This window comes from Nocardia sp. NBC_00511 (assembly GCF_045161165.1).
In the GTDB taxonomy this organism is placed as follows: Bacteria; Actinomycetota; Actinomycetes; order Mycobacteriales; family Mycobacteriaceae; genus Nocardia.
In genome coordinates this window covers 8,605,084-8,621,841 of the sequence record NZ_CP107849.1, presented here as the reverse complement: position 1 = coordinate 8,621,841, position 16,758 = coordinate 8,605,084, and the positions used below count along the sequence as shown (strand labels likewise).

Below are 16,758 nucleotides of genomic sequence, written 5' to 3'. Positions count from 1 at the left end.
GAGAAACCGTGGATGCACCACTCGCGCGCTCGCCTCGACCCCAGCTTGATTCACTGCTTGACCGGCCGAACCTTGACTCTCGTGAATCAAGATGATTCGATCTGAATCATCATGTTTCCAGTGAATCAACCCGCAGAGGGCGCGAGCGAGACGACGGCAGCGGCCGCCGGTTCGGCTGCGCGCCAGGCGAGCCCGCGCCAGCAGTTGGCCGTGGAGCTGCGCCGGTTGCGGGATGTCGCCGGGATCTCGGGAAGGGAGTTGGCCAAGCGGGTCGGAATCAGTCAGTCGACGCTGTCGCGGATCGAGGCCGGGCACGTGGTGCCGCCGCTGCCGCAGGTGCTCGACTGGGCCAAAGCCGTTGGGGCGGAGCCGGATTGCCAAGCAACCCTGCGCGCTCTCACCGAAGCGGCGCACTCACCCGAGGTGCGGGACTGGGCGGCGTCACTCGCCGAGCGGCCGCATCTGCAGGATGATGTGCGGGCCTTCGAGGAGGACGCGCACCTGGTGCGGAACTTCCAGCCCGCGCTGGTACCCGGTTTACTACAGACCGCCGAGTACGCCCGCCGGGTGTTCGACACCTTCGACCCGCCCTATGCGCCCGAGGCCGCGGCGGCCGCACTGGCCGCCCGTCTGGATCGCCAACGGGTGCTCTACGACCCCGCCAAGCAGTTCGAATTCCTGATTACCGAAGCGGCCCTGCGGTTTCGGCCCGGCCCGCATCGCGTACTGCTCGCCCAGTTGGACCGCATCATCTCGATCGAGACCCTGGATACGGTCACCATCGGGGTGATTCCGCAGGACATCGAGGCGAGCACCACGATCCCGCACGGTTTCGTCATCTACGAGAACGAGGACCACGCCGTCGCCTCGGCGGAGCCGATTCCGGGCAGCATGGTCACTCGCGGCCCCGAACTCGTCGACGCTCATCGCCGCCGTTGGGCGGCGCTGGGTCGAATGGCCTTGTTCGACAACGATGCCCGCGAATTTCTCGCCGAACTCCGCGAAGAAATCCACCGCATCGCAACCAATTGACCATTTTCCAGCGGCCGTCGAGGGGTCGGCCGCACGTGGGGGTGGTGGTGTCGCAGCGAAATTCGCTGCGACACCACCTGCACGTCACTCGATGAAATCGAAATCGAATTCGCCCGCGCGCGCACCCGATACGAATGCCCGCCATTCCGATTTCGTGAACCACAGCGTCGGACTCTGCTTATCCTTGGAGTCTCGGACCGCGATCTGTTCCTCGTGGTAGGCGACTTCGACGCAGTCGCCACCACCGTAACTGAAGCTGCTCTTGGCGAACCTGGGCCCGCGTATCCTATTGCAGTTCATGACTTTCGTTCCTTCCCCCGGAGGGTCACTCCCCATGACCCTTCTCCTTCACTTACGCCCAACACAGTGCTATCCGAACCCTCGACCGCGCAACCGAATTCACCCGGCCCTGCCCGCAGCCGCACCGAAATGCTCATGAACGCAACACTACGGCGACCCACCGACAGAACCGGCGCACCGGCGAGCCCCGCCCCGGCCCTGACCACTCGGGGCACTCACCGCCGCCGCGGCATCGGTTGACCGCCAGCAGGTTTCGGATCCCAGTAACTATGCAGCGACCGTCGATATGAGGTCAGCTGTCACCCGGCCTACACGACTCACAGGGAGCTTTCGGTGGACACGCGAACAGGCGGTATCGCGTCTTCCAATCGGCGATACAGCGCATCGAGCGGAAGCGGGAAACGACTGGCGGCCAAAACCTGATTTCCCCGGTATCCGGCGAACACATCACCGTCGAGCAGTATCCGGTAGGGAAACACCGCGTATATCTCGTCGAGCTGATGGCGAGTTCCGACCAGGTTCAACAGATATATGCCATCCGGTCGCAACACCCGGGCCGCCGCGGCGGTGAATTCGGCTCCCGTTATCCCGGCCGCTATCCGCAGCCCCTCGAATGCGTCGGCCACCACCAGATCAGCGGAATCAACTGGCAGCGTGCCGATTTCGGTGAGACCCTCCCCGATTCGCAATTCCAGCCCCGGCACCGAACGCAATCCCAGTCGCTCTTCGACGAACTCCGCCAGCGCCGCATCCGCCTCGATCACCAGATGCCGTGACCCCGGCCGCACCGCGGACAGGTAGCGCGGGAAGGTGGCCCCGCCGCCACCGACATGCACCACATCCAGCGGCTTGTCCTGCGACTCCAGGGAATCCACCACATAGCCGAGGTACCGGAGGTATTCCAGCTCCAGATAGGTCGGATCATCCAGATCCACGTACGACTGCGCGATCCCGTTGACCGTCAGCAGCCACCCACCCGGCCGCTCCTCGTCCGTCCGCAATTCGGCAAGCCCGAACCGCACCTCACGCGTCCAGGACACCGCCCCCGGCTCATCATCGCTGGGCACATCCAGCCAGTTGTCCACAGCTACATGATCGCAAGCCGCCCGGCGAGCGCCTCGGGTGCGGTGTTCATTCGAAATGCGCTCGGAGCCAGTCCGTCAGCGGCTCGGTATCGGTTGTCAGGAGGCCGAAATGGGCTCCGAGCGGGCTGGACGCCACCTGCGGGTAGGAAACGTAGGTGACGCGGTCGGGTGCGTTGATGGCCCGCAGCTCCTGGTTCAGCAGGGCGGTGCCGATGGGACTGACCCTTTTGTCTTCCTCGTCCTGCACCAGGCGAATCGGCGCCTGGATGGACAGCGCGGGCTGGGTGGCTTCCAGTTGGGTGATGAACTTGCGGTAGTCGGGGCCGGTGACGGCGTCGAGTCGGACGATGTCGGTGCCCTTGATGCCACCCCAGGAATCGGGTTCGCTCAACTCGATTCGGCACCGGCTCTCGGTGTCTCGAAGGTAGAGGCGGTAGGCGTCCGCGGTGAGGAACCGCTCCGGATCGATGCTCGGGTCACCGCCGACCGCGCCGTTGATGAACAGCGGGTCGAAGGCATAGCCCTCGTCGGGGTTCGGGGAGAGCAGGCTGGTCTGGAATCCGAGCGCGATGTGGTTGGCAGGCGCCTGTGCGACAACGGTTTTGAGGCTGAGCTCCGGGGTCCAGGATGGTGCGTAGTGCGCGGCGAAGAGCGCGGCCTGCCCGCCTTGTGAATGCCCGACGATCGCCAGCTGATCGGAGATGACCGGATGCAGCTGGCGCGCGGCACGAACGATGTCCAACGCTCCCCGCGCCTCCGACTCACCGAGGAGGTACGGATGCGGCCCGGGTGTTCCGAGGCCTTCGTAGTCCGTCATGACCACCGCATAGCCTTGCCGCAGTAGGGCATTGAGCATCGGCTGCGGCGCGACGTTGAACGGATGCGCCGCCGAGTCGGCGGTGTCCCGCGAAGGCGCACACTTGTCGGCCGACCCCAGCGTGCCGTGCGTCCAACTGACGACCGGATACCCGCCCTCCGGAGCCGGCGTCCTCGGCAGCGCGATGATGCCCGACACGGCGATCGGCTCGCCCTGCACCGAAACAGAGGTGTACAGCACCCGCTCGTTGACGGCGGCATCCGACAGCGCGGCCACACCACTCAGCGACTCGGACCGGATCCCCGCACCGTGCTCCCCATCCGGAAACTGCACGGGCGCAGCGTAAAACGAGTCCTCGATAGGCGCGGACCCAGCGATTCCCGCACCGGTCATGGTCGCTGCCGCAACCACCGCGGCCGCCAGCCCGAGGCCCGCTACTTTGAAATTCCGCATCGAAGATCTACTCGCTTCCACGTCGACAGGTTCATCGGTCACCGAACTCTCACCCCGAACAGCTTGGCCGCGCGGGGCATTCACCATCCCAGCCGCATCTCCTCGATCTCGGGCATCGGATAGATCGTCCGACTGATCGCCTCCTCGTTGAACAGCTGCACGAGGCTGTCGATACTCAGCGGTCGTCGCCGACCACGACCATGGTGCCCGGGCCGAGGGCCTGGCCGAAGCTGGGGCGGCCGTCCGCGCCGAAGGTCATGGGCTGGGCGCGGATGCTGCGGCCTGCCCAGCCGGTGCCGGGGTCGAGGCGGGCGTGGTAGGTGATCCAGGGGTGGCCGTTGACGGTGAAGAAGCCGTTGTGGCCGGGGGCGATGGCACCGGGGACGCCCGGGAGGATCGGGCCGCCGGATTTGGTCCAGGCGGCCGGGTCCATCGGGTCGCCGCCGGGGGTCAGGCGGAGGAGGCCGAGGCGGTAGCTGTCGTCGAAGCTGGCGTTGGCGGAGAAGGTGGCGTAGAGGGTGCCGTCGGGGGCGTAGAGGGGTTGGGGGGCTTCATTGATGAGTAGGCCGGCCTCGTTGGGGACGGTTTCCCAAGGGGCGGTGGGGGTGGCAATCGATACCGGGTCGCCGGTGGAGGTCATCGGGTCGGACATGCGGATCGCGCAGATGTCTTGTACGCGTTGATCTTCGGGCTTCAAGCACGACCAGAGGAAGTAGCCGCGGCCCTGGTAGCCCAGGTATACGCCGTCGATGGAAACTCCTTCGGGGAGAGCCATTTTCCCCATGAAGTCGTACGGTCCGGCGGGGTCGTCACCCGTCGACCGCAACGCGTACATCCGATGTGTGGTCGGGTCGTCGTTCTCCTGCCCGGCGAAGTAGATCCACCACCGGTCCCCGACCCGCTGCAACTCGGGAGCCCAGATCTTGGTGCAGGCGGGTGCGGGGCAGTCGGGGTGCTGCCACACCACGGCCGCCTCGGCGTCACCCAGCCCGCCGAGTGTCTCCGAGCTGCGGATCACGATGTTGTCGTTGTTGAACGAGTCCCCTTGGACGAGATGGAACCGTCCTCGGTAGTAGGCGATGCTGGGGTCGGCCCCGGCGGCCACGATCGGATTGTTGAACTGCTCGTGATCGGGGCCGATGGCCGCGGCCCGGGGCGTCATCGGTGCGGCCGTCAGCGCGAGTACCGCCCCGATGACTCCGAGTGTCGTGCGCCAGCCCACCATGACCGCCTCCAGCAAAGACCGAGAAATCAGTCTCCGACACCGGACGGACCGGATCGATCATTAGCGAATACACGGCGTTTCGCACTGCGGGCCGGTGTGCTTACAGCGGGCGATCCGTCGGAACGTTCACCCAGCTGGGTTCGGCCGGATCCAGCAGCAGGTGCTGCGGTTTCAGCTGCGACTCCAGCATGAGCGCGGGCACCATGAAGCCCTTGGGGATATTGGCGGCATAGATGTCGACACGCAGTCGGTGGCCCGGCTGCAGCACCGCGTCGGTGGCGTTCAGTCCGACATCGAGGGTGGTCGGCTGGCCCGGTACGAGGGGCTGGCGATCGGCCAGCGTCAGCACCTGGAAGGGCGCGGTGTAGTCGCCGTTGGGTGACTTCTTGCTGCGGCTGTCGTCGATCTTCCGCAGAGACGCGGTGAGCTGCCCCGTGGTCAGGACCGTCGATTGCCCGTCGGGCGCAACATCGTTGAGGGTGGCCGACCAGTAGCCTTCGGTCGCGTCCAGCACGGTGTTGAGGTGCACGGCGACCGGGCCGGACAGCGCGGTCGGCTCCGCAACCGGGGCTCCGGTGAAAGTGAGCGCGGCGGTCTCGGCGACCCGTGAGTCCTTCGCACAACCGTCGATGACCTGAATGAACAGCAGTCCGGCGGTGCCCTGCGCGGCGTCGCGTGAACAGATCGTCGACAGACCGGGCGAGACGGTCAGGGTGGCCGGTTCAGCGGACGGATCGGCACTGAGTGAACCGTCATGCGCGACAACGCCGGTGGTGCCGCTCGGGTCGGCCGACAAGTACAGACGCGAGTAAGTCATTCCGGCACGCGGGAATTGGTCGCTGGTCGTCCAGCCACCACCCTGCTGGAACAGGGTCGCCGGACTGTATCGATCGATGCCGTTGTCGATTCCCTTGAGCCACTTGTCGAACCAGGCGCGTTGCAGCACGTCGATGCGCGGCGGCGCACCGGCCACACCCAGGCCCCCGCCCATGCTGATGTGATACCAGTCGCCCATCAGCAGCTTCTTCTGCTCGGCAGGCAGCGGGATCGAATTGATGATCTCCGGTTCCGAATTCGCGAAGATGTCGTGCCAGCCGCCGACCACGAAGGTCGGAACCTCGATGCGATCCGGATGCCCGGTAAGCCCTTGTCGCAGTGGACCATCCGGATCCAGAATCGACTTCATGTCGTCCGGCAGCGCGTCGACCGAGGGCACGAACAGAGCGCGAATCAGGGTGTCCAGGAAGGTGATCGGGCTCGCCACCCGATCGGCCAGCCACTTCCAGTCGAACTGTCCGTTCGCGAGCGAGGCCAGATCGGGCAGCCACTTGCCGATGTTCACCGCCGACAACCAGATCGGAACGAATCCGATGTCGAAGCCACCACCGGGAAACACCGTGTCGCGCAACAGATCACTGCCGGGTTCGACGGCGAAGACGGCCTGCACCGACGGCGGGCGCTGCTCGGCCCCCTGCAACGCGCTGATGCCACCGTTGGAAACGCCCGCGAGGCCGATCTTGCCGTCCGACCAAGGCTGCGCGGCAGCCCATTGCGCGATCTCGGCGGTGTCGAGTTGTTCGCGTTCCCCGAACACCTGCCAGGAGCCCTCGGAGAAGCCGGTGCCCCGGACGTCGGCGACGATCTCGGTGTAGCCGGACTGGACCAGTTTGCGGTCGGCCGAAATGGTCCGCAGGACGCCGCCGGAGAGGGCCTTGATCTGATCGCCCAGGCCGGAGAACGGCGTGCCGTTGAGGTCGAACAGGTCGAAGCGGTTGATCAGGTCGATCGCCGCATCGGACAGACCCGGGATGGACAGCGCCGAATCCAGCAGCATGTACACGAGTTTCGTGTACGGCGTCATGTTGACCACGGCGGGCAGCGGGCTGTCCACGATGTGCCCGGCGGCGTCCATCGGCCGATACACGTTGGCCTTCAACACGGTTCCGTCGCTCATCGTGATCGGCACATCCCAGTCGACATGCACCCCCGGATACCGCGGCGGCCCGTCCTGCGCGGCGGTCCATGCGGCGGCAGGGTCGGCGTCGCCGGGTTCCGCGTGCGCGAGTGGTACCGCGAAGGCCGCCGTTGCCACCGTGATCGCCGCGCCCGCGATCCATCTCCGCGTCTTCGTTCCCATCGCGACCCGCCCCGCCCTTCATTGGACCAGAGGAAAACAGTGCGTTTCCTCACTAGTCAGGTACCGTAACGTTTATCACTGGACGGTGCAAGAATCTGTCTGGGTCACATCCATTCACATACCGCTATGACCAGGTGTGGCGCCTCGATCGCCCAGCTCACCGGTTGCTATCGTGGCCGGGTGAACGTGCCGATCCCCGACGACCGGCTGCCGCGCGGCCCGCACCGATTGACGCGCGACGAGGTGGCCGACTCACAGCGCGGGCGGCTGTACCTGGCGGCGCTCGACGCCGTCGCCGAGCACGGCTATCAGGCCCTCACCGTCGCCGACCTGGTGACCCGGGCCAAGATCTCGCGGCGCACCTTCTACGAGCTGTTCGATTCCAAGGACGCCTGCTTCAGCGCCGCCTTCGAGGTCCTCGTCGAGGTCGCCACCGGCCGCCTGGGCCAATCGGTCGGCACCGCACCGCAATCCGATTGGCGCGAACTCGTCCGCACCTCCCTGACCGCCTACCTGGCCATCCTCACCGAGGAGCCCGCCGCCGCCCGCACCCTGCACGTCGAGGCGCTGCTGGCGGGCCCCGCCTTCGCCGCGTACCGCACCCGGCTGATGACCGTGTTCGCCGCACGTATGCGCGCCGCCCGCGAAATCGGCGTCGAACAGGGCGAACTCACCGGCGAATTGCCCGACGAGACCTACGAATTCCTCATCGGCGGCATCGACGACCGTATCCGGAACTGCCTGCTCACCAGCGGTCCCGACGCTCTCCCCACCCTCGCCCCGGCCCTCATCGACGTGGCCCTCATCCTGCTGGGCAGCCCCGGCCACTAGGGCCGCAGCTTGACGGGTTCTGTGGCGTCACCGTGCCAGACTGGCCGGGTGGACGAGGCAGCGGCGGAACCCGGCAGCGGCAAGCACCCCGAGACAGCGGATCGGGGGGTCGTGTTCGGGCGCGGGCTGATGTGGCTCGCGAAATGGTCGTTGTGTCTCGTCGCGATCGCGGCGGGAACCTGGGTGATCTGGTTCGTGCTGGCCAAGTTGTGGGTGGCAGTGCTGCCCGTCGCCCTGGCCCTGGTCGTCTCGACGGTGTTGTGGCCGCCGACTCGATGGCTCACCAACCATGGGCTGAAACCGGCTGCGGCAGCGGCGATCACTACCTTGGGGCTGCTGGCGCTGCTGGCCGGGGTGATCGCGCTGATCGTGCCGTCGGTGGTCGATCAGGCACCGGATCTGGCCGACCGGGCCACCGAGGGCGTCAACAAGGTGCGGGACTGGTTGCAGGGTCCGCCGTTGAATATCGGTCAGGAGCAACTGAATTCGGGTGTCTCGGCGATCGTGGACCGGTTGCAGTCGAGTGCGGATCGGATCGCCACCGGCGTGTTCACCGGTGTCAGCACCGCCACCTCGGCGATCGTGACCCTGTTCCTGGTGCTGATGCTGTCGTTCTTCTTCGTCAAGGACGGCCCGAAGTTGTTGCCGTGGTTGCGGTCCCTGCTCGGCGGGCGCAGCGGCAGGCATGTCGAGGAAGTGCTCAACCGGGTGTGGGTGACCCTCGGCGGTTTCATTCGCACCCAGGCGCTGGTGAGCCTCATCGACGCGGTGTTCATCGGCGGCGGCCTGGTGATCCTGGGCGTGCCGCTGGCCGCCGTGTTGACGGTGCTGACCTTCCTCGGCGGTTTCGTCCCGATCGTCGGCGCGTTCGTGGCGGGCGCGCTCGCGGTGCTGGTGGCGCTGGTCGCGAAGGGATTGACGACGGCGCTCATCGTGCTGGCGATCATCGTGGTGGTGCAGCAGCTGGAAGGCAATGTGCTGCAACCTGTCCTACAGAGCCGCAGCATGCAGCTGCACGCGGTGGTAGTGCTGCTGGCCATCACCGTCGGCGGCTCGCTCTACGGCATCGTGGGCGCGTTCCTGGCCGTCCCGGTCGCCGCCGTCGGCGCGGTCGTCCTGCGTTACCTCAGCGAAGAACTCGACGCGCACAGCGCGCCCACCCCGGAATCACCTGTCGCCGAGCCCGATTCGGCCGACCGGGCGCCGGCATAGGGACCCGGCGAGGTCGAATCCGCCCACGCAGGCAGGCGGATTCGGGTCAGGAGGCCGCGCACACCGCGGTGTCGAAGACCTTCTGCATGGCCGCGGTCGACGCGGGATCGCCCGGTCGTTCGTCGGCGGTCACGGTCACCGCGCGACCCGCCGCGGTCACCCCGTCGGAGGTGCGAAAACCGGGAATCGACCCGCCGTGCCCCCACACCTCGGTCCCGCAGGACACCGTCAAGCGGGCCAGGCCGAGACCGTAGTCGATGCCTGCGGCGCGGTTCGTGAGCGGCTTGGTGTCGCGCTTCATCTCCGCCAATTGTGCTGGCTGGACCAGCTTTCCGGCGAGCAGCGCGGTGAAGAAACGGTTGAGGTCGGAGCCGGTGGAGACCAGCGCGCCCGCCGCACCAGCCCAGCTGGGGTCCAGCCGGGTGACATCGAAGGGTTTGCCGTCGACCGGCTCGTAGCCCTGCGGGTGCGGATCTCGCAGATCGACCTCACCGGCGGCCGGAAAGTAGGTGGCGCGCAACCCGAGTGGCTCGATGACGCGGCGGGTCACCTCGTCGGCGAAGGGCTTGCCGGTGACCTGCTCGAGCACCATGCCCACCAGCACATAGTTGGTGTTGCTGTACTCCGCCTTCTCCCCCGGCGGGAAATGCGCGGGCATGGTGGCCAGCGCGCGCTGCACCAGTTCGACGGGGTCGTGAGCCTTGGTCAGGCTGGCGGGGTCATCGCTGTCGAGCTCCGGAAGCTCCAGGTATTCGGGCAGACCGCTGGTGTGCTGCATGAGGTTTCGCACGGTGATGCGATTGCCGTCGATGCCGTCGCCGCGCACGACCCCCGGCAGGTATCGCTCCACCGGCGAGTCCAGGTCCACCGAGCCCGCCGCCACCAGCTGCATCATGGCCGCCGAGACGAATGTCTTGGTGTTGCTGCCGACCCGCACCCGGCCGTCGTCGGGGAATGGCGCCCCCGACGCGACATTCCCGACCCCGGACGCAGCGGTCCAGTCCCGGCCGTTCTCGGTGACGACCACCTGCACTCCGGCCAGCCCGGAGGCCACGGCCGCGTCGAGAGCCTGCCGGACCGCCGCCCGGCTGCTGTCGGAAAGCACTTGCGGCGCAGCGGAATCCGTGCCCGAGTCACAGGCGGTCAATGCGCACACGGCCGCGACTCCACCCACTACGATCTGCCGTACCTTCAGCATCGAAGTCATACCTGCACGGTCACACGGTCACCCGCTCGGGCGCATCGCCCGCAGGTTCCACCCCGACCCGGGGTTTGCCCCGAGCCGACCCTGGTGTGGCATCGACTCCGCTCTGCTCGAGGTCGGCGCCGGAGATCACTCCGGAGCACGGTGACCGCGTCGAACAGGGCGTACGCTCGAGGTATCGGTGGCCACTCGCATCCGGTCGTATCGAGACCGCCTCGTCAACCGATTCTCGTAGGTGCCGGCCCCTCACGGCCGAGACAGGAACGTCGCCGTATGACGTCGCAGCCCTCTCGCACGCCGCATCCGGCACCCGGCGGCGCGGCCTACCCGCGCAAACGCATCGCACCGACCATCCGTGTGGCGATGAAGCCGAACGCCCCGAGGACCGGCCAGGTCGACGGTGCCTGGTGGCCCTACACGGAGGATCTCCTGACCGAGCTGCCCGGATTGATCACCGCACTCGCCCCCCGTCTGGGCCCGGTACTGAAGGTCGGGTACTTCCTGGTGGACTGGGAAACCCCGACCAGGGCCCTGGTCATCGCGGGGCAGCCGGTCCGGCTGGGGTGGCATGGCTACGCCACCGCGCACACCGTCGAGCTCTTCGGTACCGGAAATCGCAGCGCCACGCTGCTGGCACTGCCGCCCGATGCCGAGCCCCGCAGCGCCGACGCCGCCATGCTCGCCGCGGCCGAACCCGACAGCACGGCGACAGTGACCGAACTGCTGAAGATCGGCGTCCGCAGACGGCGTGACCCCGGGGGCCGCAAGAACACCACCGACCTGCGGGCGCTGCGTACCACCTCACGCAGCTGACTCGGGACAAGGCGGTGACCTTCGATCGCCTCGGGATATCGGAACTACTGCACGACAACATCTTCCAGCGCGTCGCCGGACGCCCGCTCGGGTGGCGCGGCGGCAGCCACCGACCGTTCGAGGAACCGGACCCCGCTGACGATTTCGGGTCGGACCGCGACGATCAGATCGCGAGGCCCCGGAATCCACGGCCGGAACAGCGCGCGGTATCGGTCCAGTCGGCCACGATCGATCACGACTTCGGCGATGCCGGACACGGTGACGAACCAGCCGAGATGGGTACGCGGGTCGATGGCATCCGCCTCGTAGGCCACGACCTGCCGGTTCGCCGAGAAGTCCTCGGAGCCCCCGCAGATCACCAGGGTGTCGTCGATGATCGCGTGATTGACCGGCCGCACCATCGGCAAGGCGTAGCGGCAGAAGACAATTCGACCGAAGTCGATGCCCCGCAGCAGGCTCAGCACTTCCTCGGCGGCCAGGGTACGAGTGAGGGTGAGAGTTTCCACGGAGCGCTACCGTTCTGTCCGGAGATCGGGGTCGGATCGGCGAATGCCGAGCCGGGGGGAATCGTGCCGTGAGCCGCAGGCGAGTAAGGTGAAATCCGTCTTCCCGGTCCCGGCCGTCCGGCCGATTCCGCGTCGACGGCCGAGGAGGCCGGGATGCCCGACGATCGACTGTTCTCGCATCGAAGCGAACATTTCACGCGGGCAAGTGAATTCGCGGCCATCAGCGATCGGCTGGTCGGGCAGTTGCACGAGATCGGCTTGCAGCTCGCCGCGGCGCGGATCGCGTTCGAATCCCGCACCGATTCGGATGTGGACGCGGCGCTCGCCGGAGTGATCGACCGTTTCGGCATCGTGGTCCGCGACAGTGGCACGAGCCTGCTCGCGCTCACCGGCGAGCACACCGTCGCCGCTATCGGCCGGGTCGAATAACGCTCGCGTACAAGGAATCAACGGCCGCCACCCCCGGCGACTCGCGCACGCTCGTCCGACAGCGCGAACATGGCCAGGCCCGCATCGCGGACGATCAGATCGAGGTCGCAGACCAGCCCGGAGATCACCTCCGTGATCACGGCGGCATCGAGAGGCGCTGTCTCACAATCGAAAACCACACGCAGCACGCCGAGTTGCAGCCCCACGTCGAACAGGTGCCGCACCAGACGATCTCCGGCGCTGACGAATTCGGGTGAGAGAGTTGCGCGAACACTGTCCAAATGGTCCACCCTGATGTCGTCGAGAACGAGAGCGCTTACGCTGTGCACTCATTCGACCACCAGGGACTGGAGCAGCCGTCGATCAAGCAGTCTACGCGCGACCCGAGATCGTATCCAGGTCTAGCGTGCGGTCGACGACATCATGGGCGAGTTCGGCCAGCCGCAAGTTGTTCACGCGCGCGAAGCTGCGCAGTCGGCGGAACGCGGAATCCATGTCGACCTCGGCGTGCTGGGCGATCATGCCCTTGGCCTGTTCGATGACAATCCTGCTGTTGAGCGCGGTGTTCAGCTGCTCGTTGACAGTGAGGGTGTCGGCGAGGATGCGGGCGTGCATGATCCCGATGGTGGCGAAGTCCGCGAGCGCCTGCGCGACCCGCAGATTCTCCTCGTCGAAGGCGGCGGGGCGGGTGGTGAAGAGGTTCAGCGCGCCGATCCGCTCGGTGCGCAGCCGCAAAGGGAAGGCGCACACGCCGCGGAAGCCTTGGCGGCGGGCATAGGCGACGAACGTCGGCCACTGCTCGACCGCCGTGTCGAGATCCTCGATCAGCACCCGCTCCCCCGTGCGGTAGGCCTGCAGGCAGGGGCCCGCCGCGGACTGCACTTGCAGCACCTCGAGCAGACGGGTCTCCTCGGAGGTGGAGGCGAACACCTGCAACCGGCCGCGACCGTCAGCCAGCAGCAGGCCGGCGGCATCAGCGGACAACAATTCCACGCTGGCGTCCACGAGCTCCTGGGTCAACTCGACCGAGTCGTAGTCGGCGACCAGCGTGTCGACCAACCGCACCAGTGCGGCCGTCAGCGCGCTCTCACGACCTGCCATTCCACTCACCCTTCTCGTATTCCCATCCTATGGACTTTCGCGATGTAAGAGCTCACCTGAGCGGATCTCGATCCGGTGAGCCGTTCGCACCGGGATCCGCCTTGAAGATCAGCCGGCGGGCGACCACCTCACCGGCTACCTCGCTCAGGGTGTGCCCACTGCTGAAGGCGTGCCCGACCAGCCGGGAGTACGCCGCCCCCGCGCTGCAATCCAGTTGTACCGCAACCATTCCCGTGGCTTGATGAATCTCGCGAGCCGAATTCGGCTGATCCCACCACGGACCTTCGAGGAAATCGTCCGCATCCACGGCGTCACGCGACGGCGTGAGCCTCGACAGCAGCAGGGTGGTGATGACGTCCGCGACCTGGACCGCGTCCAGGTAGACAGACCTGGTCGAGACGACCGCGTCGGCGTCGTACAGATCGAGGAAACCGACCTGAATAGCGCCCAGCTGCAAGGGAAACGAGCACACCGACCCCGTGACGACGGCACTGTTCCACTGGGCGAGCATCGGCCACCGACCGGCGCTCATCGGCTCCGCGAGTTCCCGTACCCGCACCGGAACCCCGGTGTCGAGCGCATCGGGGCCCGGCCCCTCGCCGACGGCGGCCTGCGCGTCGGCGAGTCGGGCCGCGATGGGACCCGAGGCGCCCATGACCTCCCATCGATCGCCCGGCATCGACACCGTCAAGGCGGCCTGCCCGACCGGCAGGGCCAGCACGACAGCCGCGCACAGCCGTGCCCCCGCCATCGACTGGCCGGCGACGTCGGAATCGTCCCGCAGCGCGGTCAGGAATCGAGTGGCAGCGGATCCGGCAATGGTCACTCGTGGTTACCGCGCGACCGGTGGTCGTCGGCCATGGCGTGTCCTCCTGTCCGAGCCGAGCACCCGCAGCCGTCCGCCGAACTCGGAGATCGATGTCCGGCGGCCGACCCGAGTTGTTCGGTCGGCCACTACACCCTATGCCTACATGCCGGTGAACCTGGCCAGCGCTCGGGCAGGTCACGTGGCACTGGAACCCATTCGCCCCAGGCCCACCCGGCCTCTTCTCGCCACAAACGGCTGACCCAGGACGTCTTCGGCATGGTGCGCAGGTGGCCGGAAGCCCGGTCCACCTCCACTTCACACGGCGTCGCGACCAGATAGCACGCGCCGGACGGCAGGGCGGGCAGATGACGCGACACCTGGCCGGCGGCGAGATCGAGGTCTGCCGCTACCACCACGCCCGCCGGCAGCGACGTGGACTTCTCGGCGTCGACAAGTACCGCCATGACGGTCCATTGCTGGAAATCGCCGTCCTGGTCTTCGAATTCACGCTCACGGATAGTCACCGCGTTCCCTTCGTAAGGCCAACTCACGAACGAACCGCCGGGGTCTGGAGCGGAACTCCCGGAAGATCGGATCCCCACAATCAGGGATAGCGGCCGGGATATGGATGAAGTGTACCTGCCGCCGACTGCTGTTATAGCGATTTCGCTGTCGCCCAACGCATTCGATTTGCGACCGGTACGTTTTACGTACCGGTCGCAAATCCCCAGCGTGCGTACTGTCGCGCGAAATCGGCTACAGCGACCGGGAGATGATCTCCTTCATGATCTCGCTGGTGCCGCCGTAGATGCGGTTGACGCGAGAACCCGTGTACATGTTGGCGATCGGGTACTCCATCATGTACCCGTAACCGCCGAAGAGCTGCAGGCACTTGTCGACCACCTTGTCGGCGGTCTCCGCGGCGAACAGTTTGGCCATGGACGCGGTGGACGGATCGTTCTTGCCGTCGATGTACTGCTGAATCGCGTAGTCGACAATGGTTTTGATGGCCAGCGCCTCGGTCTTGACCTCGGCGAGGGTGAACGCGTTGTGCTGGAACTTGCCGATCGGGCGGCCGAACGCCTCGCGCTCCTTGGAGTAGCGCAGCGCCTCCAGCACGGCGGCCTCGGCCAATGCCGAGCACAGCGACGCGATGATCAGCCGCTCCCGGGCCAGCTGCTCCATGAGCTGGTAGAAGCCCAGACCTTCTTGCTCGCCAAGAAGATTCGCGACCGGAACCTTCATATCGGAGAAGAACAGCTCGCGGGTGTCCTGCGCGTGCTGACCCATCTTCTCCAGCACCCGGCCGCGCTCGAAGCCGGGCAGGTCCTTGGTCTCGGCGACGATCAGCGAGACACCGGCCGCACCCTTGCTGGGGTCGGTCTTGGCGACGATCACCAGCAGATCGCAGTGGGTGCCGTTGGAGATGAAGGTCTTCGAGCCGTTGACCACGTAGTGGTCGCCCTCGCGAATCGCGTTGGTGCGCACCGACTGCAGGTCCGAGCCGGTGCCCGGTTCGGTCATGGCGATGGCCAGCACCAGCTCACCGCTGATGATGCCCGGCAGCCACCGGGCCCGCTGCTCCTCGTTGCCGTACTTGTAGATGTAGTGCGACACGATCGGCGAGTGCACGGAGAAGCCGAACCCGTTGTCGAGGGCGTAGACGAGTTCTTCCTGCACGACGCACTGCATGCCGTAATCGCCTGCCGCGCCGCCGAATTCGTCCGGCAGGTCGAGGCCGAGCAGGCCCGCCGCGCCGGCCTTGTTCCAGAACTCACGGTCGACCATGTGCTGGCGGCTCCACCGCTCGCGATTGGGCGCGATCTCCTTGCGGAAGAACTGCGCGGCGTGCTTGCGCAGTTCGCGGTGCTGATCGGTTTCCCAGGTGGGGCGGTAGTCGGGGAAGAGTTCGGACATCGGTGTTCTCTCTCTAGTTTCCGGTGGCCGGGGTGCGCACCCCGTTGAGCGGGAGGTCGTTGGCCGCGGCGATCGCCTCGAGTTCGGCGATGGTCTTGTCCGCGAAGGCTTTCCGGAAGGCCTCGTGGGTGCCGTCGGCCCCGAATTCGGCGAGCGCGCCCATGAAGAAGTGCGGTTCCACCGCACCGAGCGCGACGTAGCCGTCGAGGCATTCGTAGATGCCGTACCCCGGGAACGCGCCGCCGAGAATGGCGTCCGGTCCCATGAGCCGGTACTTGACGGCGTCACCAGCCTTGGCGGCGGCTTCTTCCAGCGCGACCCGGTATGGCTGTCCCACACCGGATTTCGACCGCTTCACCAGCGCCGCGAGAGCCGTCGAGACGGTGCGCTCGGCACCAAGCATGTCGGCGATGGGCACGGTGGGCATCTGCGGCGGAGTGAGGGTGGCGTGCACGGCCTGATAGTTCAGGTCGTGGCCGGGTACCTCGGGATCCTCGGCGTGCCCGACGATCTCGATCAGTGACAGCTGCGGAAAACGCTCCTGCGGTTGCGCCAGGCCGAGTTTCGCCAGCGCGCTGGGCCGCATCGACGTGATGAGCAGGTCCGCGGTGGCGAGCAGCTCGTCGAGCTTGGCGCGGTCGGTGTCCTGCTTGATGTCGAGGGTGAGCACAGTCTGCTCCCGCACCAGCAGCCCGTACCAGTCGGGGGTGGCGGCGGCCAGCGGATCACCGGTGGGCGGTTCCACCTTGGTGACCGTGGCGCCTAGTTCGGCCAGCCGCGCCGCGGCCAGCGGGCCCGGCAGGTTGACCGCCAGGGAGACGACCTCGACTCCGGCGAGGGGACGCGTCATTGCTACCTCCACTTCACTGAACCAACGCAGCCCAACGA

At 66.8% G+C, this 16,758-nt stretch carries 18 protein-coding genes; 5 read left to right on the top strand and 13 right to left on the bottom strand.

Annotated features, from left to right (window positions below):
* Positions 1-120: 120 nt before the first annotated feature.
* The gene (locus tag OG300_RS39965) at positions 121-1,032 is read left to right on the top strand and encodes a helix-turn-helix domain-containing protein (protein ID WP_405490288.1); all 912 of its coding nucleotides are present in this window, start codon (positions 121-123) and stop codon (positions 1,030-1,032) included.
* A gap of 84 nt (positions 1,033-1,116) precedes the next feature.
* Here OG300_RS39965 and OG300_RS39960 read toward each other — a convergent pair whose 3' ends face one another.
* The 5 genes from OG300_RS39960 to OG300_RS39940 form a co-directional block, all read right to left on the bottom strand.
* Positions 1,117-1,332 carry a DUF397 domain-containing protein gene (locus tag OG300_RS39960; RefSeq protein WP_405490286.1) on the bottom strand — a complete coding sequence of 72 codons (216 nt, stop codon included), beginning with the start codon at positions 1,330-1,332 and terminating at the stop codon, positions 1,117-1,119.
* A gap of 317 nt (positions 1,333-1,649) precedes the next feature.
* Entirely contained in the window at positions 1,650-2,417 is a 768-nt protein-coding gene (locus OG300_RS39955; RefSeq protein WP_405490284.1) for a spermidine synthase, read from the bottom strand.
* Between the two features lie 46 nt (positions 2,418-2,463).
* Positions 2,464-3,567 (bottom strand): alpha/beta fold hydrolase, encoded by a 1,104-nt coding sequence (locus tag OG300_RS39950; RefSeq protein WP_405490282.1) that lies wholly within the window; start codon positions 3,565-3,567, stop codon positions 2,464-2,466.
* 295 nt (positions 3,568-3,862) lie between these two features.
* Entirely contained in the window at positions 3,863-4,912 is a 1,050-nt protein-coding gene (locus tag OG300_RS39945; protein WP_405490280.1) for a family 43 glycosylhydrolase, read from the bottom strand.
* 100 nt (positions 4,913-5,012) lie between these two features.
* Entirely contained in the window at positions 5,013-7,049 is a 2,037-nt protein-coding gene (locus tag OG300_RS39940) for a CocE/NonD family hydrolase (protein WP_405490278.1), read from the bottom strand.
* Between the two features lie 126 nt (positions 7,050-7,175).
* Here OG300_RS39940 and OG300_RS39935 point away from each other — a divergent pair, with 126 nt between their 5' ends.
* The gene (locus tag OG300_RS39935; protein ID WP_405490276.1) at positions 7,176-7,880 is read left to right on the top strand and encodes a TetR/AcrR family transcriptional regulator; all 705 of its coding nucleotides are present in this window, start codon (positions 7,176-7,178) and stop codon (positions 7,878-7,880) included.
* 48 nt (positions 7,881-7,928) lie between these two features.
* The gene (locus OG300_RS39930; RefSeq protein WP_405490274.1) at positions 7,929-9,092 is read left to right on the top strand and encodes an AI-2E family transporter; all 1,164 of its coding nucleotides are present in this window, start codon (positions 7,929-7,931) and stop codon (positions 9,090-9,092) included.
* Between the two features lie 46 nt (positions 9,093-9,138).
* On the opposite strand, the gene OG300_RS39925 is transcribed toward OG300_RS39930, so the two are convergent.
* Positions 9,139-10,299: a serine hydrolase domain-containing protein gene (locus OG300_RS39925; RefSeq protein WP_405490272.1), complete on the bottom strand. Its 1,161-nt coding sequence runs from the start codon at positions 10,297-10,299 to the stop codon at positions 9,139-9,141.
* 270 nt (positions 10,300-10,569) lie between these two features.
* Here OG300_RS39925 and OG300_RS39920 point away from each other — a divergent pair, with 270 nt between their 5' ends.
* Positions 10,570-11,109 carry a DUF5994 family protein gene (locus OG300_RS39920; RefSeq protein WP_405490271.1) on the top strand — a complete coding sequence of 180 codons (540 nt, stop codon included), beginning with the start codon at positions 10,570-10,572 and terminating at the stop codon, positions 11,107-11,109.
* Positions 11,110-11,153: 44 nt separating this feature from the next.
* Here OG300_RS39920 and OG300_RS39915 read toward each other — a convergent pair whose 3' ends face one another.
* Positions 11,154-11,615 (bottom strand): pyridoxamine 5'-phosphate oxidase family protein, encoded by a 462-nt coding sequence (locus tag OG300_RS39915; RefSeq protein WP_405490269.1) that lies wholly within the window; start codon positions 11,613-11,615, stop codon positions 11,154-11,156.
* Positions 11,616-11,768: 153 nt separating this feature from the next.
* On the opposite strand from OG300_RS39915, the gene OG300_RS39910 reads away from it, so the two are divergent.
* Positions 11,769-12,044 carry a hypothetical protein gene (locus OG300_RS39910; RefSeq protein ID WP_405490267.1) on the top strand — a complete coding sequence of 92 codons (276 nt, stop codon included), beginning with the start codon at positions 11,769-11,771 and terminating at the stop codon, positions 12,042-12,044.
* A 17-nt stretch (positions 12,045-12,061) separates the two neighbouring features.
* On the opposite strand, the gene OG300_RS39905 is transcribed toward OG300_RS39910, so the two are convergent.
* The 6 genes from OG300_RS39905 to OG300_RS39880 all read right to left on the bottom strand — a co-directional run bounded on the left by OG300_RS39905 (position 12,062) and on the right by OG300_RS39880 (position 16,720).
* Complete coding sequence (locus tag OG300_RS39905; protein ID WP_405490265.1) at positions 12,062-12,325, bottom strand: hypothetical protein; 264 nt, start codon at positions 12,323-12,325, stop codon at positions 12,062-12,064.
* A 91-nt stretch (positions 12,326-12,416) separates the two neighbouring features.
* A complete protein-coding gene (locus tag OG300_RS39900) occupies positions 12,417-13,145 on the bottom strand; it encodes a GAF and ANTAR domain-containing protein (protein ID WP_405490263.1) in 729 nt (242 codons plus the stop codon).
* A 52-nt stretch (positions 13,146-13,197) separates the two neighbouring features.
* A complete protein-coding gene (locus OG300_RS39895) occupies positions 13,198-13,971 on the bottom strand; it encodes an ANTAR domain-containing protein (RefSeq protein ID WP_405490261.1) in 774 nt (257 codons plus the stop codon).
* Between the two features lie 128 nt (positions 13,972-14,099).
* Positions 14,100-14,477, bottom strand: coding sequence for a hypothetical protein (locus tag OG300_RS39890; RefSeq protein WP_405490259.1), 378 nt, complete (start codon positions 14,475-14,477; stop codon positions 14,100-14,102).
* A 232-nt stretch (positions 14,478-14,709) separates the two neighbouring features.
* Entirely contained in the window at positions 14,710-15,870 is a 1,161-nt protein-coding gene (locus OG300_RS39885) for an acyl-CoA dehydrogenase family protein (RefSeq protein WP_405490257.1), read from the bottom strand.
* Between the two features lie 13 nt (positions 15,871-15,883).
* On the bottom strand, positions 15,884-16,720 hold the full coding sequence (locus OG300_RS39880; protein WP_405490255.1) for a CoA transferase: 837 nt from the start codon (positions 16,718-16,720) through the stop codon (positions 15,884-15,886).
* Positions 16,721-16,758 lie beyond the last annotated feature (38 nt).